A 22,172-nucleotide genomic window follows, 5' to 3' on the forward strand; every position below is an offset into this window, starting at 1 on the left:
GCTGGTCCTATTGGCTTCTGGAATGGGTTAGACCACAGCCTGCGTCTTTTTGCATGTGTGTGTTGCAAAATAGATGCTTGTTTCTTGGGCATGATGAGCACATATATAGATCATCTCCTGGGCGCGTTCTCCTCCCATTAGCGTCCTCGAGTGTTCCCCTCTGGAGGTTAGCCTTAACAGGCACTCCAATCAAACTCAGCCGGATCTTCATTGATCCGGCTTTTTTGTTGCCTGTGCCCTGCTGGGCCGGCCAAAAATTCCATCACAATTGCCACGTAACGGTGACATGTAACCTCTGGTAACATATCCCGGACGCTCGCGACCTGCTATGTAGATCATAGGACGCGGTGTGGTTCGGACGGGAGATGGGGGCATCACTCGTACGGCCCGGGCTCAGGCGGCTACCGCGTCCGAACCGTTTTTCCGCCGAACACGGCGGTACCAAATGCGGCGGACCTGACGTTTTACCTCCCAAGGAAACGGTCCGCGAACAAAACGACGTCCGGCCCCGCCGGACGTCGTTTTCTCTTGTTCCCCCGAATCAGGTTCGAGAGGAACGCCACGCCATCAGGCAGCCTTGCCGTTGGTGTTCATCGCCTCGTCGGCCAGACGGCCGGTGAGTTCGGCCATGTGGTCGAAGACGGCACGATAGCTGGCAACGCCCGCGGTCGCGGAGCGCAACTCGATGATCAGGTCGCCGATCTCGGCTTGCGGCATGGTTGCCTCGACGACATCCCATCCCGGCCAGTCGGGCCGCGCGTCGTAGCCGAGGATCTGACCGCGCCGCTGCGGGATGAGAGCGATGATCTTCGAGGTGGCGTCGGAGGGGGTGACGATCTCGACCTTCATCACGGGCTCCAGGAGCACCGGCAAGCACGCGGCCATGCCTTCCTTCATCGCCAGCCTGGCCGCCATCTGGAAGGCCATGTCGGAGGAATCGACCGCATGATAGGAGCCGTCCGACAGGTTGACTGCGACATCCACGACCGGAAAGCCCAGCGGCCCGAATTTCAGATAATCGCGCACCCCGGTCTCGACCGACTGGATGTAGGTCTTGGGCACGACGCCGCCGGTAATTGTATCGGTGAACTGGAAGCCGGAACCGCGCGGCAGCGGCTTGATCTCGATCACCACGTCGCCGAACTGGCCATGGCCGCCGGACTGTTTCTTGTGACGGCCGCGCTGCTGCGCCGATTTGCGGATCGTCTCGCGATAGGGCACCGCCGGCGGATGGCCTTCGACCGGTATCTGGTTCTTGCCTTCCAGCCGCTCGCGCACCACGCGCAGATGCATCTCGCCATGGCCCGACAGCACGGTTTCGGCCGACTCCTGATTGTGGCGCAGGCTGAGCGAGGGGTCCTCCTCGGCCAGCCGCTGGATGGCAGCCGACATCTTCACTTCGTCCTTGCGCTCCTTGGGGCGGAGCGCGAAGGCGAAGACCGGCTGCGGCGGCTCGAACTGGACGAGCGGCTTGGTGCCGCCCTTGGCCGAGCTCAGCGTCTGGCCGGTCTTGACCTCGTCCAGCTTGCCCAGCGCCACCGTGTCGCCGGCCTTGGCGATGGTGAGCTTAACCTGGTCCTTGCCGAGCATTCGGTAAATGCCGGAGACCTTGGCCGTGTCGCCGCCGGGCAGCCAAAGTTCGGAGCCGTCGACGACCTGGCCGGAGAGGATACGTGATACCGACAGTTTGCCGCCATGCGGCGTGTGGATGGTCTTCATCACCTGGACCAAGGTGGCCGCGCCGTCGGGTGCGCCGAGCCGCTTGCGGGTCGCCTCGATGTCGGGCGCGTCGTGGCGGATCGCCTTCAAGAGGCGCAGCACGCCGTTGCCTTTCTCGGCGGTGCCGATCAGCACCGGCGTCACCGCGCCGTCGCGCAGATCGGCGGCAAGGTCGTCGAAGACGGCGTCCTTGGGCGGCTCGATCTCTTCGAGCAGCTGTTCCATCAACTGGTCGTCATGGTCGGCCAGCGTCTCCAGCATGGAGAAGCGTGCCTCCAATTCGCGTGCCTTGTCGTCGCCGGGAATCTGCGCCACCTCGCTTTCGGCATATTCGCGATAGATGTAGGCGCGCTCCAGCGCCAGGTCGATCGAACCAATGACGACGCCGTCCTTGCGCAGCGGAATCTGGCGCAGCAGCAACGGCACGGCACTGGCCGGCTGCAGCATCTTCAGCGTGTCGCGCACACCGATGATTGCCTTGTCGACCTTGTTGAGGAACAGAATGCGCGGCACGCCGAGATCGTCGAGCTTGCGCATGATCAGTTGCAGGGCAGGGATCTTCTTTTCGTCGGCCTCGGCTACGACCACCGCGAGGTCGCAGGCGGCCAGCACCGGCTCGGCCTCGAAGGAGAATTCGATGGAACCGGGACAGTCGACGAAGGTGATCTGCTCGCCCATGAACTCGGTCGTGGCGACCGTCGCCTCGACGCTCATGGCGTGGGCACGCGCCTCGGGCGAATGATCTGAAACGGTGTTACCTGATGAAACGGGATTTTGTCGGGGAATTGAGCCCGTACGGGCCAATATGGCTTCGAGAAGTGTCGTCTTACCGCTTGCGAAGGGACCGACTATGGCAATGCATTTCGGTCCCGTGCGTCGTCCTCCGGCGCGAGTACCCATGACTGACCTCCACTCAGGCGTTTCCCGTAGGACCGACTGGCATGTATGGTTCAGGCTTGGTCAATCGGTCCTGAGCGGCGGCCGGCCTGTTCGACCGTCGCGGGCGGGTTCTTTTCAAGTGCCACCTGCCCAAAGCCATCGTCCCACTTGTTTGCCGGCAGGGCAAGAAAAATAGAAACCCTTTGCTCGGCCGTGGACCGTGCGGATCATATGCTGGGCTGGCAGCCGGAAGCTGTTGCACGTCGACCGATATCGGCCGAAACTGAAAACAGGCGATCCGTCGCCCGCTGTTTGAAGGACCATCGACCCATGAAGATCATTGCCTGCGGCAGCGTGCCGACCGTCATCGCACCGGAAAAATACTTTACCGGCCGGGTGCTGCAGACGCCGATCATCGAGAAAGAGGCGCCGGCGCGGCTGCGGGCCACGCTGGTCAGCTTCGAACCGGGCGCGCGCACCCACTGGCATACGCATCCGCTTGGCCAGACGCTTTACGTGACGGTGGGCGCCGGGCTTGCCCAGACGTGGGGCGGCCCGGTCCAGGAGATCAGGGCCGGCGACGTCATCTCGTTCGCGCCTGGCGAAAAACACTGGCATGGCGCGGCGCCGAAATCGGCGATGACGCATATCGCGATGCAGGAGGCGCTCGACGATGTCCATGTCGATTGGCTGGAGGGGGTGACATCGGAACAATATGGCGGCTGAATGCTCAGTCCGCAGGAAGCCGGCTTCTCTTCCAGCCGTACATTTTTAGAAGAGGGCGACTCGCGGCGAGTCCCGTATCGTGGCGCAGGCCATGCTCAATCGCCGGATCGACAGCGCCATGCCGCCCGTTCAACTGACCGTCGGTCAGTGATGATTGCGAAACTCACGTCCGGACGTAGCCATGTCAAAGCACCGTTTGCCCCTGGTCGCCGCTGTCTATCTTGGTTCGTTCGTGGCTCTGCTCGACGTCAGCATCGTCAATGTCGCGCTGCCGACCATCCAGCAGGCGCTGCGGACCGATTTCGGCGGCCTGCAATGGGTGGTCGATGCCTACACGCTGTGCCTGTCCGCCTTCATGCTGTCGTCGGGCCTGATCGGCGACCGCTACGGCCGCAAGCGCTCGTGGCTGGCCGGCGTCGGCATCTTCGTGGCCGGCTCGCTGATCTGCGCCGTCGCGCCCAATCTGCCGGTGCTGCTGGCCGGCCGGGTCGTACAGGGCATCGCCGGCTCGCTGCTCATTCCGGGCGCGCTGTCGATCCTGACGCAGGCCTTTCCCGATGCGCGCCAGCGCGCCGGCGTCATTGGCGGCTGGGCGTCGTTCGCCGCCATCTCCCTGCTCGTTGGTCCCGTCCTCGGTGGCATCCTGGTCGAGACCGTCGGCTGGCAAAGCATCTTCCTGATCAACCTGCCGCTTGGCTTGATCACGATCGCGCTCGGTGCTGCTTCGATCAACGAGACGGCGCATCCCGAACATGCCCATCTCGATCTCGTCGGCCTGGCTCTCAGCATCCTGTGGCTGGGGGCGCTGACCTTTGGCCTGATCTCGGCCGGCGAGAATGGCTGGGGCGAGCCAAGGACGGTCGCGGCGCTCATCGCCGGCGTCGTCGGCCTGGCTGCTTTCCTCGGCTTCGAGGCGCGCACGGCACGGCCGATGCTGCCGCTTGGCCTGTTCCGTGACGTTCGCTTCGCCGTCGCCAATGTCGCTTCGTTCGCGCTCGGCTTCACCTCCTATTCCAGCGTCTTCTTCTTCTCGATGTTCCTGCAGCAGGTGCAGGGCTGGTCGCCGACGCAGACCGGCCTGCGCATGGCGCCGGCCTTCATCGTTCAGATCGTGGTATCGCCATGGATCGGCAAGCTGAGCGCGCGCTATGGTCACTCCGCGCTGATGACCATCGGCTATGTTGCTATCGGCCTGTCCATGCTCGGCATGTGCTGGGCCGGTCCTTCGACGCCCTATGCGATGCTGTGCCTTCTGTTCGCCATTGGCGGTCTCGGCAATGCGCTTGCAATCCCGACCGGCAGCGCCGCGGCCATGTCCTATGCGCCGCGCGAACGCTCGGGCATGGTGTCGGCGGTCATCAATGCCACCCGCCAGAGCGGTCTTGCCATCGGCATCGCCTTGCTCGGCGCCTTGATGAGCATGCGGGCGACCAACCTTTTGACCGGGTATCTCGGCGATGCCGGTGTCGCCGACGCGGAAGCGATGGCCCGTGCTGCAATTTCGCGGCATGATTTCGCAACCGATGCGGCGATGGGCGAAAGCCGCGTGCATGAACTCTATGCTGCCGCTTATGCCGGCGGCTTCCACGCCGCGATGCTGATGGCAGCGATCGGCGCGTTCCTCACCGCCGCACTGCTGGTTGCCGTGTTGGCGCCGGCCGAAGCGCGCTCTGCCAAAGAGACCAAGCACGAGGCGTGAGGCTGACGACCCATTAAAAACGGCGGTGATGAACTGACCCCCGAAAGTTGGATACAACCTTCGGGGTTTTTCGCGTTCATAGTGCGTCGGTCAGGTCAGCGAAGCCGTAAAACGCTGGATGCGTGTGCAGGCTTCTTCCAGAAGCCTCTCCGAGGTCGCGTAGGAGATGCGGAAGTTGGGCCCAAGGCCGAAGGCCGAGCCGAACACCACCGCGACGCCCTCGGCTTCGAGCAGTTCCGAGCAGAAGGTCTCGTCGGTGTCGATCAGCCTGCCAGCTTTGGTCTTCTTGCCGATCAGCTGGGCGCAGGAGGGATAGACATAGAAGGCGCCTTCCGGCGACGGACAGGTGATGCCGCGTGCCTGGTTGAGCATCGACACGACAAGGTCGCGCCTGCCTTGAAAGATCGCCTTGTTTTTGGCGATGAAATCCTGCGGGCCATTCAGCGCCTCGACGGATGCCCATTGCGCAATGGTGCAGGCGCCCGATGTCTGCTGACCCTGGATCATGTCCATCGCCTTGATCAGTTGAACCGGACCCGCCGCATAACCGATGCGCCAGCCGGTCATTGCATAGGCTTTCGACACGCCGTTCATGGTCAGCGTGCGCTCGTAGAGCTTAGGCTCGACCTCGGCGATGGTCTTGAAGACGAAATCGCCATAGGTCAGGTGCTCGTACATGTCGTCGGTCAGCGTCCAGACATGCGGATGCCTCAACAGCACGTCGGCCAGTGCGCGCAGTTCGGCCTCGGTATAGGCAGCGCCCGACGGGTTCGACGGCGAGTTCATCAGCAGCCATTTGGTCTTCGGCGTGATCGCCTTTTCCAGCACGGAAGCGGTCAGCTTGAAGCCATCGTCGATCGAGGTGTCGGCAAACACGGAGGTGCCGCCGCAGATCGCCACCATCTCGGGGTAGCTGACCCAGTAGGGGCGAGGAATGATGACCTCGTCGCCGGGGTTCAGCGTCGCCATGAAGGCGTTGAACAGGATCTGTTTGCCGCCGGTGCCGACTATGGTCTGCTCGGGCTTGTAGTCGAGATTGTTCTCGCGCTTGAACTTTTTTGCGATCGCCTCGCGCAGCGGCACGATGCCCGAAACCGGCGGATACTTGGTTTCGCCACGGTGGATTGCCGCAATCGCCGCATTCTTGATGTTGTCTGGCGTGTCGAAATCCGGTTCGCCGGCGCCAAGCCCGATAATGTCACGGCCGGCATTTTTCAGCTCGCGCGCTTTCTGCGTGACCGCGATGGTGGCGGAAGGCTTCACGCGGGAAAGGGTGTCGGCAAGAAAGGCCATGAGCTTGACGTCTCCATGGAAGATCGGCGCGTCCGGAAGCGGCCGCGGCGCTTCTCATGTCGCATGATTTCGCGCAACGCAAGCATTGTCGGCTGATCCAGGTCTCAAGGAGCCGTGATCGGGACCCGGTCGGCAACAATAAATTCATTAACGAGCGGTAGAGGCTTGAGTGGCAGGATCACAGACCAATTGCGGAGCGAGGAACCGTGTCGCGCAGCGTCGGGCTTGCCCACATCATCCGCCAGGACGACGGCACCTCCACCGGTGTCTGGGGCATCTACACGCTGCAAAGCGCCTTCCAGCCGATCTTCGCTTTCAAGGAAGGCAAGCTATCGGTGGTCGCGTTCGAAGGGCTGATCCGGCCGTTCCGCGACGGCGAGCCGCAATCGCCGATGAATTTCTTCTCGACCTGCCCGGCCGCCGACCGCCTGCATATCGAGGCGCTGACCAGGACGCTGCATCTTCTCAACGCCGGTGCCTGCCTGCCGCGGGAAGCGTCGATCTTCGTCAATTTCGACCCGTCGGTGTTCACCGAACGCACCGTTGCCGACGCCGCCTTGCGCGAAATGCGGCTGGTGCTGCATGAGGCCGGCATCGATCCGCGCCGCGTCGTCTGCGAGGTGACCGAGCAGCGGTCGGCGTCGCAGGAAGCCTTGCACGGCTTCGTCGCGGCACTGAGGGCCAACGGTTTTCGCATCGCCGTCGACGATTATGGCGCCGACGATTCCGACATCAATCGGGTCAAGGAGTTGAAGCCGGATATCGTCAAGTTCGATGCCTACTGGATCACGCAGCTGATGGAGTCCGGCGCCGGCTTCGCGTTGCTGACCACCATGGTGAAGAACTTCGAGGAGCAAGGCATCCATACGGTGTTCGAAGGCATCGAGGAGGGCTGGCAACTGGAGCTCGCCGAGAAATCGGGTGCGTCGATGGTGCAGGGTTTCGTGCTGGCGCGGCCCGAATTGGCGCCGACCAGCTTTGGCGTCTTCGGCATGGCCAGACAGGCGCCTGTCGCTGCTGCCGTCGACACGTCTGCTCCTGCCGTGGCAACGCCTTCGGCGCGGCCGGTCAAGGCCTTCGGGCGCCGGGTGGCGACATGAGAGATGATCGGCGGCGCAATGTCGGCGATGCGATCCAGGTCGACGAAGTCGGCATCGAATACGGCATATATGGCGAGTTCCGGCTGCGCAGTGCCTACCAGCCGATTTTCGCGCCGCGCGGCCGGTTCCTTCACGCGGTGGCGGCCGAAGCCCTGATCGAGCCGCACCGTGCCGGCCGCCCCGGCGCGCCAAAGATGTTCTTTGAAAGCGTTGCCGTCTCGGACCGGCTGTTTGTGGAAAGCATGTGCCGGGCGCTGCATCTCAGGAATTTCCGCAACATCGGCGTCGACGGGCTCGACCTGTTCTTCAACTACAATCCGTTGATCAATGACCATGCCGGGCGGGCACTGGCCGAAATTCGCCTGATGACCAGGCATCTCGGCGAGTTCGGCCTGGCGTCGGCCATGCTGGTCTGCGAAATCACCGAACAGGCGGCCGACGATGCGCTTCTCACGCGGCTGGTGCGCGAAATGCGGCGCGACGGCATCCGCATCGCCATCGACGATTTCGGCTCCGGGCACTCGACCGAAGAGCGGGTGAGCCTGCTCAAGCCCGACATCGTCAAGATCGACGGCACCTGGTTCGCGGAGTTCTGCCGTCACGCTGCCGCCGAACGGTTCTTCCGCCCGCTGGTTTCCAGCCTGCATGACCGCGGCGCCAAGGTGCTGGTCGAAGGCATCGAGCAGCCCACCCATCTGCGCGTCGCGCTCGAAGGCGGCGTCGACCTGCTGCAGGGTTTTCTCCTCGCCCGTCCCGCACTTGCCGGCACGGTATTCGAGGAAAAGCCGCTGGTCATCGATGCGCTGCTGGGCCGGGACAGCAAGGTCGTGCCCCTCTTTGGCTAGGGCATGCCGACAATTGGTGCCGTGAGCGTCCTTGGACGCTTTGCATCAGCGGCGCTGATCGTCGTACCAAAACAAATCATTGGTTGAGACCGCCGCCGCTGCGATAATCGCGCGGAGACAGTGCTCCGGGGAACAGCCATGATACTTTACGGCATGATCGACAGCGGCAATTGTTACAAGCCGCGCCTGCTGATGGCCAAGCTTGGCCTTGGCTTTACCAATGTCGAAGTGAGTTCGCACACCGGCGATACGCGCAAAGCCGACTTTGTCGCCAAGAATCCGAACGCTATGGTGCCGCTGCTCGAGTTCGACGATGGCCGGCGGCTGGCCGAATCCAACGCCATCCTGCTCTATCTCGCCGAAGGCACACGCTTCCTGCCGGTCGACAGATATGAGCGTGGGCTCGCCTATCAATGGCTGTTCTTCGAACAATACAGCCACGAGCCCTACATTGCCGTGCGCAAGGCGCTGCTGACCTTCCCCGAACGTGCTGGGGATGCCACGCCGGAGCGGCTGGCGGTGACGCTGGAGCGCGGCAACAAGGCGCTCGGCGTGATGAACAGGCATCTGGAAAACAATGCTTTCTTTTCCGGCAGCACGCTCAGCGTCGCCGACATCGCGCTGTATGCCTATACGCATACGGCGGAGCAGGGTGGTTTCCAGCTCGACGCCTATCCGGCGGTGGCGGCCTGGCTTGGCCGGGTAGAGGCCGATCCGGGGCATGTGCCGATCGATTGGGTGGAGTAAGTAACGCCGGTGGTCGTATCGCCTGCGGCGCCGATCTCCAGACAGCAAAAAGGCGGGATAAATCCCGCCTTCCATGCTTGGTAGCCTGATCGGGAGCGTCGGGTCCGGGCTGGCAGCTATCTGCTGATCCAGCTTGTCGGGTCTTTCCGCTCCAGCGCGCTTCTCGCGCGACTGTCAGTACATCCGTGACTTGCCGCGCGCCCCGAGCTCTCGCCCGGCGCGCGCACTTCGCAAAATCAGGCTGCCTTGCTCAGAGATCCAGCGGACGACTTGCCAGTGCGGCGGTCCTGCTCGATCTCGAAGTTGATCTTCTGGCCTTCGACCAGGGTCGACAGTCCAGCACGCTCGACAGCGGAGATATGGACGAAAACGTCCGCGCCGCCCGCGTCAGGCTGAATGAAGCCGAAGCCCTTGGTGGCGTTGAACCACTTGACCGTTCCTGTTGCCATTTTAGATAGTCCTTCAACATTTGCTTTAGATTGACCGGACCGAAGTCCAGCCGGTGTGCATCGAGATTTTGGAGATAGACGTCAGCAAACGCGAAGATCGCGAGGCCCGGATCGATCGGCCGAAATATCAATGGAAGGCATATAGGCTGGTTTCGCATAAAATACAAGACTGCGTGAGAAAGCCGTGATCGAGCGCTGCCCAACGGCTGCCCCAATCTGCTGAAAACGTTGCGGCAGATCACGCTGTTCTCGAGCGGCGGATCAGGGGAGACGACCATGAAAATCATTCTGCTTGCCGCCTGCCTCACGCTTGTCGCCGCTCAGGCGCAGGCGATCTCGCGCTACGACCCGACGCGTATGAGCTGCGGCAAGGTTCAGGGGACGATCGCCCGGCAAGGGGCCGTCATCCTGCGCTATCAGTCGAAGCGGGTGCCTGGGCTGCCGCTCTACGACCGCTATGTACAGAGCCAGCGATTCTGCAGCATGGGCGAGGTGAGGACACGGGCCTACGTGCCGAGCGCCGACACAAAGTCCTGCCCGGTCTACAACTGTAAGCGGCCGGACAATGACCGGCATTTCCGCCGGCGGTTCTTCCACAACAACTAGCGCTTATCGACCGGCAGCCATTGCTCTCAATCCCGGATGTGTTCTGTGAGCATGGACACAAATTGCGTCACCTTTTGCGGGCGAAAGCGCGCTGCCGGATAGACCACGTGAATGCCGCCGGAGGGCAGCACCCAGTCGGGGAGCACGTGGACGAGGCGGCCTTGCGATAGGTGGTCGACGACCAGATAGTCCGGCAGAACTGCCAGTCCGCCCCCGGCGAGCGTCGCTTCCAGCACAGCCGGCGTCGAGTTGATGGAGAATGCCTCGCGCAGGGTGATGGTGCGCGGCTCGAAACCGCCTCGGGTGAAGTTCCAGGTGAACGGCTTGCGAAGCACGGCATTGGCAACGAGCGGTAAGGAAGAAAGGTCTTCTGGCTTGTCTACTCTGATCCCGGCGGCGAAATCCCGCGACGCGACCAGGATTTGCCGGAAGGTGCCGATGCGGCGCGCCTGCTGGCTGGAGTCCTCCAGCCAGCCGACCCGGATGGACAGGTCTATCTTGTTGTCGATCAAGTCAATTATGGCATCGGAAATGAGCAGTTCGACGCCGCAGGCAGGAAATTTCTGGCGAAAGCGGGCGGCGATCGGGGCCAGCACGATCGCGCCATAATCATTGGACGCGGAAACACGCAGCACACCGGCCACCTCGGCGTTGGCCTCGCCAACCTCGGCGATCGCTTCTTCGACATCCCGCAGGATCAGAACGCAGCGTGCATGCAGAAGACGGCCTGCTTCCGTCGGCTCGACCCTTCGCGTCGTGCGAACGAGAAGCGTGGTCCGCAGCTCAGCCTCGAGGCGAGCGACTTGTTGGCTGACGACTGTTTTCGTGATGCCAAGCCGCTCGGCCGCGCGGGTGAAGGAACCGGCGTCGACCACGGTGGCAAAATAGGCGAGGCGATTGAGGTTTATCGATTCCACCACGAAGGCTCATTGTAAGCTTTCAACATACAGTTTGTATTATTATAGCCAATTTATTGATTAAATCCAGAGGGCCTACCGTGCCGTTCCACCGTCCGCCCTGCGGCCGGCGGGTGCGTAGCCGCATCCGATCCCTTTCATTCAACGGAGACATTCCATGCTCACGAGGAGACAGATCATGAAGACCTCATTGGCTCTCGGCGCAACCGCCGTTTTCGCTCCCATCGGCAGCGGCCGAGCCGCCGGCGCCAAGCTTGGCTGGAAACACTTCCCGGCGGGTCCAAACGGCTTCTTCCGTGCGCCGGTGCTGCTGTCGGGGCCGAGCGAAGCCCTGTTGATCGATGGCGGCTTCACCTATCCGGACGGCAAAGCGCTCGCCGATGCCATCAAGGCCAACGGCAAGAAGCTGACCACCATCTACGTCACTCAGTCCGATCCCGATTACTACTTCGGCCTGAAGCCGGTGCGGGACGCCTTCCCGGAGGCGAAAGTGATCGCCGCCTCCGCCACGCTGGAAGCCATCAAGGGCAATGTGGAGAAGAAGCTCGCCGTCTGGGGTCCGCAATTGAAGGAAAATGGCCCGCAGGCGCTGTCCGACATCGTCTTCCCCGAGGCATTCGACGGCGCAACGCTGACCGTCGATGGCGAGACTGTCGAGATCGTCAATGCGGAAGAAGGATTGGCCAACCGCCGCTATCTGTTCGTGCCGTCGCTCAATGCCGTTTTCGGCGGAGTGATGATCTTCTCGGGCGTTCATGTCTGGACCGCCGACACGCAGACCAGGGAGAGCCGCGCCGCTTGGATCAAGACGCTGGACGCGATTGCCGCCCGCAAGCCCGCTGTCGTGGTGCCTGGCCACATGGCCCCCGATGCCGCGATCGGTCCTTCGGCGGTGGAGTTCACCAAGTCCTATCTCATCACCTTCGAGGAAGAACTGGGCAAGGCGGCAGACAGCGCCGCGTTGAAGTCGGCCATGGAGGCCCGCTTCCCCGGCCTCGGTATGGGCGTCGCCCTCGATGTCGGATCCAAGGTCGCCAAGGGCGAGATGAAGTGGGGCTGAGATGGCGACGAACCTCGATTTGATCCGTAGAACCTACGAGGGAACTTCCGAGGAGAACGGCCGCAATCTGCTGGCCGTTCTTTCCGCCGACATCGAATGGACCGAGGCGGAAGGGTTTCCCTATGCCGGCACCTATATCGGCGTCGAGGCCCTGATGCAGGGTGTTTTCAAGCGGCTCGGCTCGGAGTGGACCGGATACCACGCCGCCGTGCACAGTTTCATTGCCGATGGCGACCGGGTGGCGGCCTTCGGCGTGTATTCCGGTACATACAAGGCGACGGGAAAATCCATGACGGCCCCCTTCGCTCATCTCTACGAACTGCGGGACGGCAAGATCATCCGCATGCGGCAGTATGTCGATACGGTCCTCGTCGCGCGCGCACTGAACTGACACCGACGCAACCAGGGAGACATCCATGCTGCAACTTAAACCCGACGATGACGGACGGTCGCGACTCGGTCAGGCAGCTTCTGGAAAAGATGGGAGTTGCCCATTGGCCGAAACAGGCGGTCGACTTCAAGCGGGTGATCGCCCAAGGCGATCTTGTCATGCCCCAGGTCGTTCAGCCGAAAACGGCTGACACGCCAGAGACGGTCATCGTGGATATTTTCCGCGTTGGAAGCCGGTGCCCGCCAACCCGGTCAACAGGCGATCGATGTACTGATCCCGGCTTACTGCCAGCACCGGCCGCCGTTCAAAACCCGAACGACACCTGCGCCGGTGGCAGCGGGCCGACGCGCACGCCTTCCATGGCCAGCATCTTCTCCTTGGTGATCGATCCGCCGGGCGCCGAGAAGCCGCCGATCTTGCCGCCGGCGGCAAGGATGCGATGGCAAGGGATGACCAGCGGCACCGGATTGGCGCCAAGGGCGGCCCCGGTTTCGCGGGCGAGCCCGGCATGGCCGGCGGTTTTGGCCAGCTCACCATAGGTGGTGGTTTCGCCGAAGGAGAGTTTTCGCGCCGCGTCGTAAATGGCGAGGCGGAAATCGTCGACGCCGTCGAGATCGACCGGCACGGCGGAGAAATCGATGTCCTCGCCCGCCGCATAGGCCTTGATCGCTGCGATCAGCTCGACCACCCATGGCGGCTGCGCCGTGGAGGTGGAAACGCCGCCATGGCGCAGCAGGCGCCGCTCCACCGCTTCGCGGCTGCGTTCGGGCAGGCAGAGCCGGATCAGGCCCTTTTCGCTCCAGGCAATGCCCATGAAACCGATCACTGTTTCTAACACTGCGTGGCCGGCCGTGATCGAAGCTGTCGTGACCATGATGCGCTCCTTCCCGCAAAGTGGCGAAATCCGGGATTCGTCACAGTACATATCCGGAACAATATGGCACCACCGCCTGCGTCTCGCCACCCGAAAACCACCTGATCGCCCCGATTGCCCGGCCTGAATCGCTGGTGTAAGGGATTTCTTAACAACCCGACAAACCGGACCCGAGCGCGGCTTGCCAGCAAAACTCAACCTTATCGCGATCGGCGTGATCCTGGCCGCCGCCGGCATCAGCGGCTGCACGTCGACCTCGCAGATGAAGTCCGCGCCTGCTCTCACCGAAACAGCGACCGTCGCCGGCACTGACGCCGGCTTCACCGTGCCTCTGCCGGAGACGGTTTCGGTGCTGCCGGAATCATCGGGAATCGCCCCCGCTCAGACGGCCGAACTGCCGCTCGATCCCACAGCACAGCCGGCTGCCGCGACCGCCGCTTTTGCCGGATCGACACCGGCGGCACCAGCCGTGCCCGCGGTGATGACCGCCAATGCCTGGCAGGCGCCGCCGCCGGCAAAGGCGAGCGAGCCGGTCAAGGCGGCCGAGACCTATACGACCGCGGGGCTGGTCATACCGGCAACCGCCAAGGGCGATCGCATGCCGGGCGTCCAGCAGGTCGCCTATGTCGTGCCGCAGAACCCGGCGGCCCTGGTCCAGTTCCCGGCAGGGCCCGTGCAAGAAGAACACACGACGGGCGTGCGTGGCGATGTCGAGCGGCTGATCGAGAAATATGCGGCGATCTATCAGGTGCCGGTGGATCTGGTGCGCCATGTCGTCAACCGCGAGAGCACCTTCAACCCGAAAGCCTACAACAACGGCCATTGGGGACTGATGCAGATCAAGCACGCGACGGCGCGCGGCATGGGCTATGACGGGCCGGCCAAGGGCCTGTTCGACGCCGATACCAATCTGAAATACGCGGTGAAATATCTGCGCGGCGCCTGGCTGGTGGCCGGCGGCAACGCCAAGAAGGCCGACTGGCTCTACCAGACCGGCTATTATTACGACGCCAAGCGCAAGGGCCTGCTCGAGGCGACCGGCCTTGGCCGCGACCGCCAGCGCCGCCGCCTGCAGCCCGACGCCTGAGCGCGATGCCTGAACCGCGCCCGCCGGCTTTGAACGACATCCGGCTGCGCAAAATCCTCGACGAGACGCTGGTTCCGCCACATTGGCCGGAGGGTTTTGTCATGCGCAGCTTCGAGCCCGGGGACGCGCCCGCCCTGCATGCGCTGTTGACCGAAGTGTTCGATGATGGCGCCGATGGCCCGTTCGACGAGTGGTGGCCGCGTATCGCGGACGATCCCGAATTCGACCCGGCGCTGTGCTTCCTCGTCATCGACGCCAAGGGCCGGCTGGCGGCGGCGGCACTGTGCTGGACCCGCGCCTTCGTCAAGGATCTCGCCGTTCATCCCGAGGCGCGCGGCAAGGGTGTTGCCGAAGCGCTGATGTGGCACGCCTTCGCCGTTTTTCGCGAACGCCGCGCCGATCATGTCGACCTCAAGACCAACACCGTCGAGAATCCCGCCGCCGTCCGGCTCTATGAGCGGCTGGGCATGATGCCTGTCGCCTGGGAAGGCTAGGGTGTGCGGATATTCAGGTGATGCCGGCCTGCAAGCGACGGTTCCCTGCGCTTCCGGCCTTCGCCGGCCGAAGCACCCATAGTTGCCTGACCTGAATCTCAACACACCCTGATGCATGTCGCCCAAGCAGGAACGGCATGATTTGGGAACCCAAAAGCGCCGCTTCGCATTTAATGGGAGGTGAGGGCCTGACAAGCTGCCGGCGCGTGGGAGGATTTTCCGTCACCGGCTGCGGAGGGACATCCACCACCATGACGTTTTCTCACGCATTCCTTGCGGTCGGCATCGCTGCCATGCTCGCTGGCACGCCAGCATGGGCCGTCGATTTGTCGATCGTGTCGGGCGACACCGGCGATGGCATCAAGGTGCTGCGCGAGATCCTCGACCGTTACGAGAAAGACAGCGGCAACAAGGTCGGCATCGTCGTCATGCCGGCGTCCGGGACCGACCAGTTCGGCCAGTACCGGCTTTGGCTTGCCGCCGGAAACAGCGACATCGACGTCTACCAGACGGATGTGATCTGGGCGCCGCAACTCGCCAGCCAGCTCGTGGATTTGACCGCAGCGACCAAGGATATCGTGGCTGAGCATTTCCCGTCGATCATCCAGTCGCAGACCGTCGACGGCAAGCTCGTCGCCTTGCCGATCTTTACCGATGCGCCGGCGCTCTACTACCGCAAGGATCTCCTCGACAAATATGGCGCCAAGGTGCCGGCCACCTGGAAGGAACTGGCCGACACCGCCAAGCTGGTCATGGACAAGGAGCGTGCGGCTGGCAATCGGGATATCTGGGGCTTCGTCTTTCAGGGCAATGCCTATGAGGGGCTGACCTGCGACGCGCTCGAATGGGTGATGTCGAATGGCGGCGGCCAGATCATCGAGCCGGACGGCACCATCTCCGTCAACAACAGCCAAGCGGCGGCGGTGCTCGACATGGTCAAGGGCTGGGTCGGGACCATCGCGCCGCCCGGCGTGCTCGCCTACCAGGAAGAGGAATCGCGCGGCGTCTGGCAGACAGGCAATGCGGTGTTCATGCGCAACTGGCCCTATGCCTACGCGCTCGGCAACGGCGAGGGCTCGCCGATTAAGGGCAAGTTCGACGTGGCGCCGCTGCCCGCCGGCACGGGCGAGGGCGCCCGACCGGTCGCGACCATGGGCGGCTGGAACCTCGCCGTTTCCAAATATTCGAAGCATCCGGATGCCGCGATCGAGCTGATCAAGTTCATCGCCTCGCCCGCGATGCAGAAATACCGCACGCTGAAGACGTCCAACCTGCCGACCATCCAGGCGCTGTATGACGATGCTGACATCGCCAGGCAACAGCCGATCGTTCCGCGCTGGAAGCAGATCTTTCTCGATGCGGTGCCGCGCCCCTCGGCCGCGACCAGGATCAAATACAACGAGGCGTCGAGCCAGTTCTGGAACGCCGTTCACAACACGCTGTCGGGCGACGGCACTGCCGCCGACAATCTGGCCGACCTCGAAGCGATGCTGAGCAAGTTGAAGGGCCGAGGCTGGTGACGATACTGGGACAGCCACCCGGCGGGACCGCAACGAGCGGAGCGAGATGACAGGGACGGAACCGGAAACAGCCAGGGCCGCGCACTCGCAGTTGACGGCGCAGCGCGTTCGCTCGGCGTGGCTTTTCCTGGCGCCAATGCTGCTGGTGCTCGCCGCGGCGGCCGGCTGGCCGCTTGCCCGCACGGTCTATTTCAGCTTCACCGATGCCTCGCTGGCCGATCTCGATGCGCGCCAATGGGTCGGCTTCGCCAATTATTTCTCGGTGTTCAGCATGCCGAGCGGCCGGACCCTCTATGACGGGTTGCTCGTCGATCCGGTCTGGTGGCGTGCCGTCTGGAACACGGTTCGTTTCACAGTGATTTCGGTGACCTGCGAGACCATCCTCGGCACCATCGTTGCCCTGGTTCTCAACGCGGAATTCGCCGGCCGCGGCATCGTCAGGGCAGCGATCCTGATCCCCTGGGCGATCCCGACGATCGTCTCGGCGAAGATGTGGCAATGGATGCTCAACGACCAGTTCGGCATCATCAATGTCGTGTTGCTCAACCTCGGCCTGATCAGCGCCAAGATCGCCTGGACGGCCAACGCCGACACGGCGATGGCGGCGGTCCTCATCGTCGATATCTGGAAGGCGACACCATTCATGACGCTGCTCATCCTGGCCGCGCTGCAGATGCTGCCGAGGGAGATCATCGAGGTCGCCAGGCTCGACGGCGCCAACCCCTGGCAGATCTTCTGGCGGGTGACCTTGCCGCTCATCCGCCCCGCGCTGATGGTGGCCGTGATCTTCCGCGCGCTCGATGCACTGCGCATCTTCGACCTGATCTATGTGCTGACGCCCAACAATGTGCACACCAAGTCGATGTCGGTGTTCGCCCGCGAGAACCTGTTCGAGTTCGACAAGTTCGCCTATGGCTCCGCCGCCTCGACCTTGCTCTTCCTGATCCTCGCTTTGCTCACCATCGTCACCATCCGGATCGGTCGGATCAGCCTGGACGGAGGCCGCTGACATGTGGATCCTGAAGCGCACGGCCTTTTACCTGCTGGTCGCGGTCATCGTCTTCGTCGCCGTGTTCCCGTTCTACTACGCCATCGTCACCAGCCTGAAATCGGGGACCGACCTGTTCCGGGCCGATCTGTGGCCGACGACGATCAGTCTTGCCAATTACCGGAATGTGCTGACCGAGGGCAGCTTCGTGCGCAACCTCGCGAACTCGCTCTTCGTCTCCGGCGCAGTCGTCGCGTTGTCGCTGTTGCTCGGCGTCACATCAGCCTATGCGCTGGCGCGCATTCGCTTTCGCGGTCGCTCGGCCCTGCTGTTCATCATCCTGTCGGTGTCGATGTTCCCGCAGGTGGCGCTGCTGGCCGGGCTGTTCGAACTGGTCCGCCTGTTCGGCCTCTACAATTCGCTGTTCGCGCTGATCTTCTCCTACATGATCTTCACCTTGCCGTTCACCGTCTGGGTGCTCACCACCTTCGTCCGGGACCTGCCGGTCGAGGTCGAGGAGGCGGCGATCCTAGACGGCGCGACGCCGTGGATCATCATCACGCGGGTCTTCCTGCCGCTGATGTGGCCGGCGCTGGCAACCACCGGGCTGCTGGCCTTCATCGGCGCGTGGAACGAGTTCCTGTTCGCGCTGACCTTCACCTCCAACAACGCACAGCGGACCGTGCCGGTGGCGATCGCGCTGCTCTCCGGCAACTCGCAATTCGAGATCCCATGGGGCAACATCATGGCGGCCTCGGTGATCGTCACGGTGCCGCTGGTGGTGCTGGTGCTGATCTTCCAGCGCAAGATCGTCTCCGGCCTCACCGCCGGCGGGGTCAAGGGGTGAGGGGGCGAAACGCTCAGATGTCCGGTGCGTTGCCGATCTTCTGCTTGAGCTCCAGCGCCCAGGCGCGGCCTTCGTCGCCGCCCCACAGCAGCCAGGCAATGTAACCGGCCGAAGGGTTTTGCTCATTGCCGTAGTTTCTGCCGCGCTTGTCGATCTCGTGGCGGGCGAAATAGCTGACCATGCGGCGGATGGTGGAGGGCGCGAGCTTTTCCCGGTTCTTCAGCTCGGTGGCGCGGGCCACGCCGATCTCGGTGCCGCCGCGGCCGAATTCTCCGCGCAGCCTGAGGCCCTTGGCGGCATTGTCGGCCACCACTTGCGGGCAGCGCAGATCGATCTCGTCGTCGTGCATGTTGTTCCCCGGATCACGCTGCCCGAACAGGTATTGCGACATCTCGCCAGGCGCAATGAATGTCGGGACCGATCGCCGCCAAACGTCCTTGGGTCGCAGAGCAACCGCGCCGGGACGCCGGCGCCGCGACTTGAAGGAGCCGATCATGATCACCTTTCCTAACGAATCCGCGAAATACCGCACCGCGCGCGAAAAACTGCTGCGCAAGGAAATCGAGCTGCGCCGCGTCATGGAAGAGGTCGCCGAGGCCCGGCGCGCGCTGCCGCCGGGCGGGCTGATCCGTCAGGACTATGAGTTCGACGGGCTGGATACCGATCGAAGGCCGGCCAAGATTAAGCTTTCGGAGCTGTTCGCGCCGGGCAAGGATACGCTGATCCTCTACAACATGATGTTCCCGCGTCACCCGCAGGAGAAGCGCGATGTGGCGACCAGCGGCGGCACGGCGAAGCTTGCCCGACCGGACCAGCCATGTCCGTCCTGCACGGCATTGCTCGATCAGTTCGACGGCGCCGTCGGGCATCTCCAGGCCGCCGGCTTCAATTTCGCGGTGGTGGGCAAGACCGCGCTCGAAAACCTGGTCACGCTCGGCCGCGACCGGGGCTGGCGCAACATGCGGCTGGTGTCTTCGGCTTCCAACAGCTTCAAGCGCGACTACAATGCGGAGGCGGCCGACGGCTCACAGATCCCGCTGCTCTCGGTGTTCCACCGCGACGGCGACGGCATACGCCATTTCTGGAGCTCGGAACTGGATTTCGCACCGACGGAGCCGGGCCAGGACCCACGCGGCCTTGGTACCTGCGAAACGCTGTGGAACCTGATGGATTTCACGCCTGAAGGCCGCCCGAACTGGAACGAGCAGTTGCAATATGGCGAGGCGTCTTGCCACTGAAAGGCAGCTCTGGTCAGCCGCCGCGTTTCAATTTTCGGAACATGAGTCCCATGGCTGGCTCGCACGAGGGCATCGGCGAGCGTTCGAGTCAGGCACGGATACGGTGGGGCGATTGAGGCGACATGCGCAGGCTTCTTCCTCATGACCTGCAACCGGAGTGCCCAAGCGACGTTGGATTGTCCGAGGGACAATTCCAACCGGAGACATGCCATGAAAACGCTTACCATTCTGACCGCAGCAGCATTGCTTGCCGGCGCGCCGGCCTTTGCCCAGTCGAACACGACCGCCACGACCACGCCGCTCGCCACGACGACGAAGGTCGACACTTCGACCTTCATCAAGACGGTGCCGAGCGCCAATGAGTTCGAGATCGAGTCCAGCAAGCTCGCCGAGCAGAAGGCGACCGACGCCGACGTCAAGGCGTTTGCCAAACAGATGATCGCCGATCACACCAAGGCCGGCGAGGAATTCAAGGCGGCGCTTGCCCAAGGCCAGACAACCTCGGCCACAGCGCCGTCCGGTCCGGCCCTGCAGCCCAAGGAGCAGAAGATGCTCGATGAGTTGAAGAGCGCCAGCGGCGATCAGTTCCAGGCGAAATACATCGAAATGCAGACCAACGCCCACAAGGAAGCCGTCGCGCTGTTCAGCGGCTATGCGCAATCCGGCGACGACCCGGCGATGAAGGAATTCGCCAAGAAAACCCTGCCGACGCTGCAGATGCACGAAAAGCACGTGAAGGAACTGGCGGCCGCGCATCAGGGTTAGGCGGCGGTTTAAGGTCTGTGCTCTACGGCGCCCCCTCAAAAACTGCCAATTTCCCCCCTTGAGGGGGAGATGTCCGGCAGGACAGAGGGGGGCCCGTAGAGCGCTACCATGGAAGCCAGCCCGCTTGGCAAACCAACACCACAATGTGGCCCTGTGCCTCAAGGACGGCACGCCCTATACCGATCAAGGCTGAGCGGCGCTCAGGTCGATCTGATCTGCTCGACCGCGGTCACCAGCAGTTCTTCCATGGCGGTGCGTATCTGGGCATCCGACTGGGCGATGCCTGCCGCGTCGAAATCGGCGCGGACCTTGCGGAACACATCGTTGTCGCCGGCCTCTTCGAAGTCGGCGTGCACCACTTCCTTCGCATAGACGTCGGCGTCCGCACCGGATTTGCCGAGCTTTTCGGCGGCCCACAGGCCGAGCAGCTTGTTGCGGCGCGCCATGGCCCTAAACTTCGTTTCCTCGTCCATCGCAAACTTCTTTTCGAAGCCTTCCTGACGGTCTCTCATGCTGCTCATGGTTTGCCTCGTTTGGATGTGAGTCCGGTCTTCAGCCTGGGGGAAGAACGGCAGGAGAGGCGAGAGTGGCGCGCATGGATGTCATTAGCAAGGCAAGGTCGCCGGTGATTGAGCGGGCGCCTGGCGGCGGTGGTCTTCGCCCGATGTGATTTGACGTTGCCGTGCTGTGTCCTACTCTCGAATGCCTCTGGATGAACCGAGGAGACGAGCGATGCAGTTCAACGGAATTCGCGGCGTCTTGCTGACGGCGGCCGTGATCCTTGCCGCCGGCACCGCGGCCTATGCCCATCATGGCTGGTCGTGGACGCAGGACGGGTTTTTCGAACTCAGGGGCAAGATCACGGCCATCTATATCGGCAATCCGCACGCCACGCTGGATGTCGACGCGGAGGGAGAGGCCTGGCGGGTGGAGATGGCGCCGCCATCCCGCACGATCGCAGCCGGCTTCACGGAGGAGGTTGCCAAGGTCGGCGACGAGGTGACCGCGATCGGCAACCGCTCGGTCGACGAGACCGAAAAGCGCATGAAAGCCGTCCGCGTCATCGTCGGCGGCAAGACATATGATGTCTATCCCAACCATGTGCCGCCGGCGTAGATGGCCGAGCTCCTCGCCGGCATCGAGCACCTTGCGTTGGCGCGGTGGCTGAAGGGCTCCTTCATTGCCTACCCCATCGTCAATGCGCTGCACATCATGTCGATCGGCGCGCTGCTGACCAGCGTCGTTCTCATGGACCTCAGGATCTGCGGTGCTTTCCGCTCGCTGCCGCATGCGGCGTTCGTCGCGCTGCTGCGCCGCACCGCTTTGGCGGCATTCGTGGGTGCGCTCGTCACGGGCTCGCTGCTGTTTTCCGTCAAGGCGAGCACCTATGCGGCGATGCCGGTTTTCCTCGCCAAGATGGCACTCATCCTTCTCGCTGGCATGAACTTCCTCGTCTTCACGCGCTTGCGCCGCGCAACGGGCGGCGACACGCCGGCGGGTGGGACCGCTTTGGCCGTGCTTTCGATGCTGCTGTGGACTTCCGTGCTTTTCGCCGGACGGTTCATCGGTTTTCTCTGATTAGAGTGAGCGCCGGCACTGGGTTCCGCCAGCGCCGGGATAAGCTCCCTGAATCACTGGGTTGTCACCTACAGTTTTTTTGCGAAGAGGACCCCCACCCCTAGCCCCTCCCCACAAGGGGGAGGGAGACTTCCGTTGGCGCTGACCTAGACAAATCGCCTGTCTTTCGGCGCCAAAGAAGAATTTAAAGGCACGCGGCAGCGTTCCCTCCCCCTTGTGGGGAGGGTTAGGGTGGGGGTCCTTCTTCGGGTTGTGTGCGTCAAGTTCTGCAAAATGGGCGATCATGAAGCTGGTCATGCGGCTTGGCGTAGAGCGAGCTTCTTGTGCTCGCGCAGGTCGTCCATGTTGAT

At 63.1% G+C, this 22,172-nt stretch carries 24 protein-coding genes; 17 read left to right on the top strand and 7 right to left on the bottom strand.

Annotated features, from left to right (window positions below; genetic code table 11):
• Nucleotides 1-567: 567 nt before the first annotated feature.
• Nucleotides 568-2,619 carry an elongation factor G gene (locus NKK51_RS26110; RefSeq protein ID WP_352555054.1) on the bottom strand — a complete coding sequence of 684 codons (2,052 nt, stop codon included), beginning with the start codon at nt 2,617-2,619 and terminating at the stop codon, nt 568-570.
• A gap of 309 nt (nt 2,620-2,928) precedes the next feature.
• Here NKK51_RS26110 and NKK51_RS26115 point away from each other — a divergent pair, with 309 nt between their 5' ends.
• Nucleotides 2,929-3,324 carry a (R)-mandelonitrile lyase gene (locus NKK51_RS26115; RefSeq protein ID WP_128303813.1) on the top strand — a complete coding sequence of 132 codons (396 nt, stop codon included), beginning with the start codon at nt 2,929-2,931 and terminating at the stop codon, nt 3,322-3,324.
• Between the two features lie 181 nt (nt 3,325-3,505).
• A complete protein-coding gene (locus tag NKK51_RS26120; protein WP_352555055.1) occupies nt 3,506-5,023 on the top strand; it encodes an MFS transporter in 1,518 nt (505 codons plus the stop codon).
• A gap of 90 nt (nt 5,024-5,113) precedes the next feature.
• Here the strand turns inward: NKK51_RS26120 and NKK51_RS26125 are convergent, their stop codons facing one another.
• The gene (locus NKK51_RS26125; protein ID WP_352555056.1) at nt 5,114-6,316 is read right to left on the bottom strand and encodes a pyridoxal phosphate-dependent aminotransferase; all 1,203 of its coding nucleotides are present in this window, start codon (nt 6,314-6,316) and stop codon (nt 5,114-5,116) included.
• Nucleotides 6,317-6,522: 206 nt separating this feature from the next.
• On the opposite strand from NKK51_RS26125, the gene NKK51_RS26130 reads away from it, so the two are divergent.
• The 3 genes from NKK51_RS26130 (at nt 6,523) to NKK51_RS26140 (ending at nt 9,008) form a co-directional block, all read left to right on the top strand.
• A complete protein-coding gene (locus NKK51_RS26130; protein WP_352555057.1) occupies nt 6,523-7,416 on the top strand; it encodes an EAL domain-containing protein in 894 nt (297 codons plus the stop codon).
• Nucleotides 7,413-8,261 carry an EAL domain-containing protein gene (locus NKK51_RS26135; RefSeq protein WP_352555058.1) on the top strand — a complete coding sequence of 283 codons (849 nt, stop codon included), beginning with the start codon at nt 7,413-7,415 and terminating at the stop codon, nt 8,259-8,261. The genes NKK51_RS26130 and NKK51_RS26135 overlap by 4 nt, the downstream gene beginning before the upstream one ends.
• Before the next feature lie 138 nt (nt 8,262-8,399).
• Entirely contained in the window at nt 8,400-9,008 is a 609-nt protein-coding gene (locus NKK51_RS26140) for a glutathione S-transferase family protein (protein ID WP_352555059.1), read from the top strand.
• A 236-nt stretch (nt 9,009-9,244) separates the two neighbouring features.
• Here the strand turns inward: NKK51_RS26140 and NKK51_RS26145 are convergent, their stop codons facing one another.
• Nucleotides 9,245-9,457 (bottom strand): cold-shock protein, encoded by a 213-nt coding sequence (locus NKK51_RS26145; RefSeq protein ID WP_010910991.1) that lies wholly within the window; start codon nt 9,455-9,457, stop codon nt 9,245-9,247.
• A 276-nt stretch (nt 9,458-9,733) separates the two neighbouring features.
• Here NKK51_RS26145 and NKK51_RS26150 point away from each other — a divergent pair, with 276 nt between their 5' ends.
• The gene (locus NKK51_RS26150) at nt 9,734-10,063 is read left to right on the top strand and encodes a hypothetical protein (RefSeq protein ID WP_023809723.1); all 330 of its coding nucleotides are present in this window, start codon (nt 9,734-9,736) and stop codon (nt 10,061-10,063) included.
• A 26-nt stretch (nt 10,064-10,089) separates the two neighbouring features.
• On the opposite strand, the gene NKK51_RS26155 is transcribed toward NKK51_RS26150, so the two are convergent.
• Nucleotides 10,090-10,980 carry a LysR family transcriptional regulator gene (locus tag NKK51_RS26155; protein WP_164892914.1) on the bottom strand — a complete coding sequence of 297 codons (891 nt, stop codon included), beginning with the start codon at nt 10,978-10,980 and terminating at the stop codon, nt 10,090-10,092.
• A gap of 157 nt (nt 10,981-11,137) precedes the next feature.
• Here NKK51_RS26155 and NKK51_RS26160 point away from each other — a divergent pair, with 157 nt between their 5' ends.
• Nucleotides 11,138-12,040, top strand: a complete 903-nt coding sequence (locus tag NKK51_RS26160; protein ID WP_352555060.1) for an MBL fold metallo-hydrolase — start codon at nt 11,138-11,140, stop codon at nt 12,038-12,040.
• A gap of 1 nt (nt 12,041) precedes the next feature.
• Nucleotides 12,042-12,431 (top strand): nuclear transport factor 2 family protein, encoded by a 390-nt coding sequence (locus NKK51_RS26165; protein WP_352555061.1) that lies wholly within the window; start codon nt 12,042-12,044, stop codon nt 12,429-12,431.
• A gap of 304 nt (nt 12,432-12,735) precedes the next feature.
• On the opposite strand, the gene NKK51_RS26170 is transcribed toward NKK51_RS26165, so the two are convergent.
• Entirely contained in the window at nt 12,736-13,305 is a 570-nt protein-coding gene (locus NKK51_RS26170; RefSeq protein WP_023809720.1) for a methylated-DNA--[protein]-cysteine S-methyltransferase, read from the bottom strand.
• Between the two features lie 181 nt (nt 13,306-13,486).
• Here NKK51_RS26170 and NKK51_RS26175 point away from each other — a divergent pair, with 181 nt between their 5' ends.
• From NKK51_RS26175 to NKK51_RS26195, 5 genes are all read left to right on the top strand, one after another.
• Entirely contained in the window at nt 13,487-14,392 is a 906-nt protein-coding gene (locus NKK51_RS26175) for a transglycosylase SLT domain-containing protein (RefSeq protein WP_352555062.1), read from the top strand.
• 5 nt (nt 14,393-14,397) lie between these two features.
• Nucleotides 14,398-14,886, top strand: coding sequence for a GNAT family N-acetyltransferase (locus tag NKK51_RS26180; protein WP_352555063.1), 489 nt, complete (start codon nt 14,398-14,400; stop codon nt 14,884-14,886).
• 251 nt (nt 14,887-15,137) lie between these two features.
• Complete coding sequence (locus NKK51_RS26185; protein WP_352555064.1) at nt 15,138-16,406, top strand: ABC transporter substrate-binding protein; 1,269 nt, start codon at nt 15,138-15,140, stop codon at nt 16,404-16,406.
• A gap of 46 nt (nt 16,407-16,452) precedes the next feature.
• Complete coding sequence (locus tag NKK51_RS26190) at nt 16,453-17,415, top strand: carbohydrate ABC transporter permease (protein WP_023809716.1); 963 nt, start codon at nt 16,453-16,455, stop codon at nt 17,413-17,415.
• A gap of 1 nt (nt 17,416) precedes the next feature.
• Nucleotides 17,417-18,241 carry a carbohydrate ABC transporter permease gene (locus NKK51_RS26195; protein ID WP_352555065.1) on the top strand — a complete coding sequence of 275 codons (825 nt, stop codon included), beginning with the start codon at nt 17,417-17,419 and terminating at the stop codon, nt 18,239-18,241.
• Between the two features lie 13 nt (nt 18,242-18,254).
• Here the strand turns inward: NKK51_RS26195 and NKK51_RS26200 are convergent, their stop codons facing one another.
• The gene (locus tag NKK51_RS26200; RefSeq protein WP_127399076.1) at nt 18,255-18,590 is read right to left on the bottom strand and encodes a hypothetical protein; all 336 of its coding nucleotides are present in this window, start codon (nt 18,588-18,590) and stop codon (nt 18,255-18,257) included.
• 145 nt (nt 18,591-18,735) lie between these two features.
• On the opposite strand from NKK51_RS26200, the gene NKK51_RS26205 reads away from it, so the two are divergent.
• Nucleotides 18,736-19,479 carry a DUF899 family protein gene (locus NKK51_RS26205; RefSeq protein WP_352555066.1) on the top strand — a complete coding sequence of 248 codons (744 nt, stop codon included), beginning with the start codon at nt 18,736-18,738 and terminating at the stop codon, nt 19,477-19,479.
• 210 nt (nt 19,480-19,689) lie between these two features.
• On the top strand, nt 19,690-20,244 hold the full coding sequence (locus NKK51_RS26210; RefSeq protein ID WP_352440425.1) for a DUF4142 domain-containing protein: 555 nt from the start codon (nt 19,690-19,692) through the stop codon (nt 20,242-20,244).
• A 200-nt stretch (nt 20,245-20,444) separates the two neighbouring features.
• Here the strand turns inward: NKK51_RS26210 and NKK51_RS26215 are convergent, their stop codons facing one another.
• Nucleotides 20,445-20,765, bottom strand: coding sequence for a DUF1476 domain-containing protein (locus NKK51_RS26215; RefSeq protein ID WP_352555067.1), 321 nt, complete (start codon nt 20,763-20,765; stop codon nt 20,445-20,447).
• A gap of 211 nt (nt 20,766-20,976) precedes the next feature.
• Here NKK51_RS26215 and NKK51_RS26220 point away from each other — a divergent pair, with 211 nt between their 5' ends.
• Both NKK51_RS26220 and NKK51_RS26225 read left to right on the top strand, forming a co-directional pair.
• Nucleotides 20,977-21,360, top strand: a complete 384-nt coding sequence (locus tag NKK51_RS26220; RefSeq protein WP_352555068.1) for a DUF6152 family protein — start codon at nt 20,977-20,979, stop codon at nt 21,358-21,360.
• Entirely contained in the window at nt 21,361-21,822 is a 462-nt protein-coding gene (locus tag NKK51_RS26225) for a DUF6644 family protein (RefSeq protein ID WP_352555069.1), read from the top strand. It abuts the gene before it with no gap.
• The last annotated feature ends 350 nt before the right edge of the window (nt 21,823-22,172 follow it).

The organism is Mesorhizobium sp. M0011, assembly GCF_040324155.1.
Classification (GTDB): Bacteria; Pseudomonadota; Alphaproteobacteria; order Rhizobiales; family Rhizobiaceae; genus Mesorhizobium.

Bases quoted from the DNA above. Each gene is read 5' to 3' on its own strand.
- NKK51_RS26115 (WP_128303813.1), top strand. From the start codon at position 2,929: ATGAAGATCATTGCCTGCGGCAGCGTGCCGACCGTCATCGCACCGGAA.
- NKK51_RS26210 (WP_352440425.1), top strand. From the start codon at position 19,690: ATGAAAACGCTTACCATTCTGACCGCAGCAGCATTGCTTGCCGGCGCG.
- NKK51_RS26200 (WP_127399076.1), bottom strand. From the start codon at position 18,590: ATGCACGACGACGAGATCGATCTGCGCTGCCCGCAAGTGGTGGCCGAC.
- NKK51_RS26180 (WP_352555063.1), top strand. From the start codon at position 14,398: ATGCCTGAACCGCGCCCGCCGGCTTTGAACGACATCCGGCTGCGCAAA.
- NKK51_RS26190 (WP_023809716.1), top strand. From the start codon at position 16,453: ATGACAGGGACGGAACCGGAAACAGCCAGGGCCGCGCACTCGCAGTTG.
- NKK51_RS26220 (WP_352555068.1), top strand. From the start codon at position 20,977: ATGCAGTTCAACGGAATTCGCGGCGTCTTGCTGACGGCGGCCGTGATC.
- NKK51_RS26215 (WP_352555067.1), bottom strand. From the start codon at position 20,765: ATGAGCAGCATGAGAGACCGTCAGGAAGGCTTCGAAAAGAAGTTTGCG.
- NKK51_RS26185 (WP_352555064.1), top strand. From the start codon at position 15,138: ATGACGTTTTCTCACGCATTCCTTGCGGTCGGCATCGCTGCCATGCTC.
- NKK51_RS26170 (WP_023809720.1), bottom strand. From the start codon at position 13,305: ATGGTCACGACAGCTTCGATCACGGCCGGCCACGCAGTGTTAGAAACA.
- NKK51_RS26140 (WP_352555059.1), top strand. From the start codon at position 8,400: ATGATACTTTACGGCATGATCGACAGCGGCAATTGTTACAAGCCGCGC.
- NKK51_RS26145 (WP_010910991.1), bottom strand. From the start codon at position 9,457: ATGGCAACAGGAACGGTCAAGTGGTTCAACGCCACCAAGGGCTTCGGC.
- NKK51_RS26160 (WP_352555060.1), top strand. From the start codon at position 11,138: ATGCTCACGAGGAGACAGATCATGAAGACCTCATTGGCTCTCGGCGCA.
- NKK51_RS26205 (WP_352555066.1), top strand. From the start codon at position 18,736: ATGATCACCTTTCCTAACGAATCCGCGAAATACCGCACCGCGCGCGAA.
- NKK51_RS26125 (WP_352555056.1), bottom strand. From the start codon at position 6,316: ATGGCCTTTCTTGCCGACACCCTTTCCCGCGTGAAGCCTTCCGCCACC.
- NKK51_RS26135 (WP_352555058.1), top strand. From the start codon at position 7,413: ATGAGAGATGATCGGCGGCGCAATGTCGGCGATGCGATCCAGGTCGAC.
- NKK51_RS26150 (WP_023809723.1), top strand. From the start codon at position 9,734: ATGAAAATCATTCTGCTTGCCGCCTGCCTCACGCTTGTCGCCGCTCAG.
- NKK51_RS26195 (WP_352555065.1), top strand. From the start codon at position 17,417: ATGTGGATCCTGAAGCGCACGGCCTTTTACCTGCTGGTCGCGGTCATC.
- NKK51_RS26120 (WP_352555055.1), top strand. From the start codon at position 3,506: ATGTCAAAGCACCGTTTGCCCCTGGTCGCCGCTGTCTATCTTGGTTCG.
- NKK51_RS26225 (WP_352555069.1), top strand. From the start codon at position 21,361: ATGGCCGAGCTCCTCGCCGGCATCGAGCACCTTGCGTTGGCGCGGTGG.
- NKK51_RS26165 (WP_352555061.1), top strand. From the start codon at position 12,042: ATGGCGACGAACCTCGATTTGATCCGTAGAACCTACGAGGGAACTTCC.
- NKK51_RS26110 (WP_352555054.1), bottom strand. From the start codon at position 2,619: ATGGGTACTCGCGCCGGAGGACGACGCACGGGACCGAAATGCATTGCC.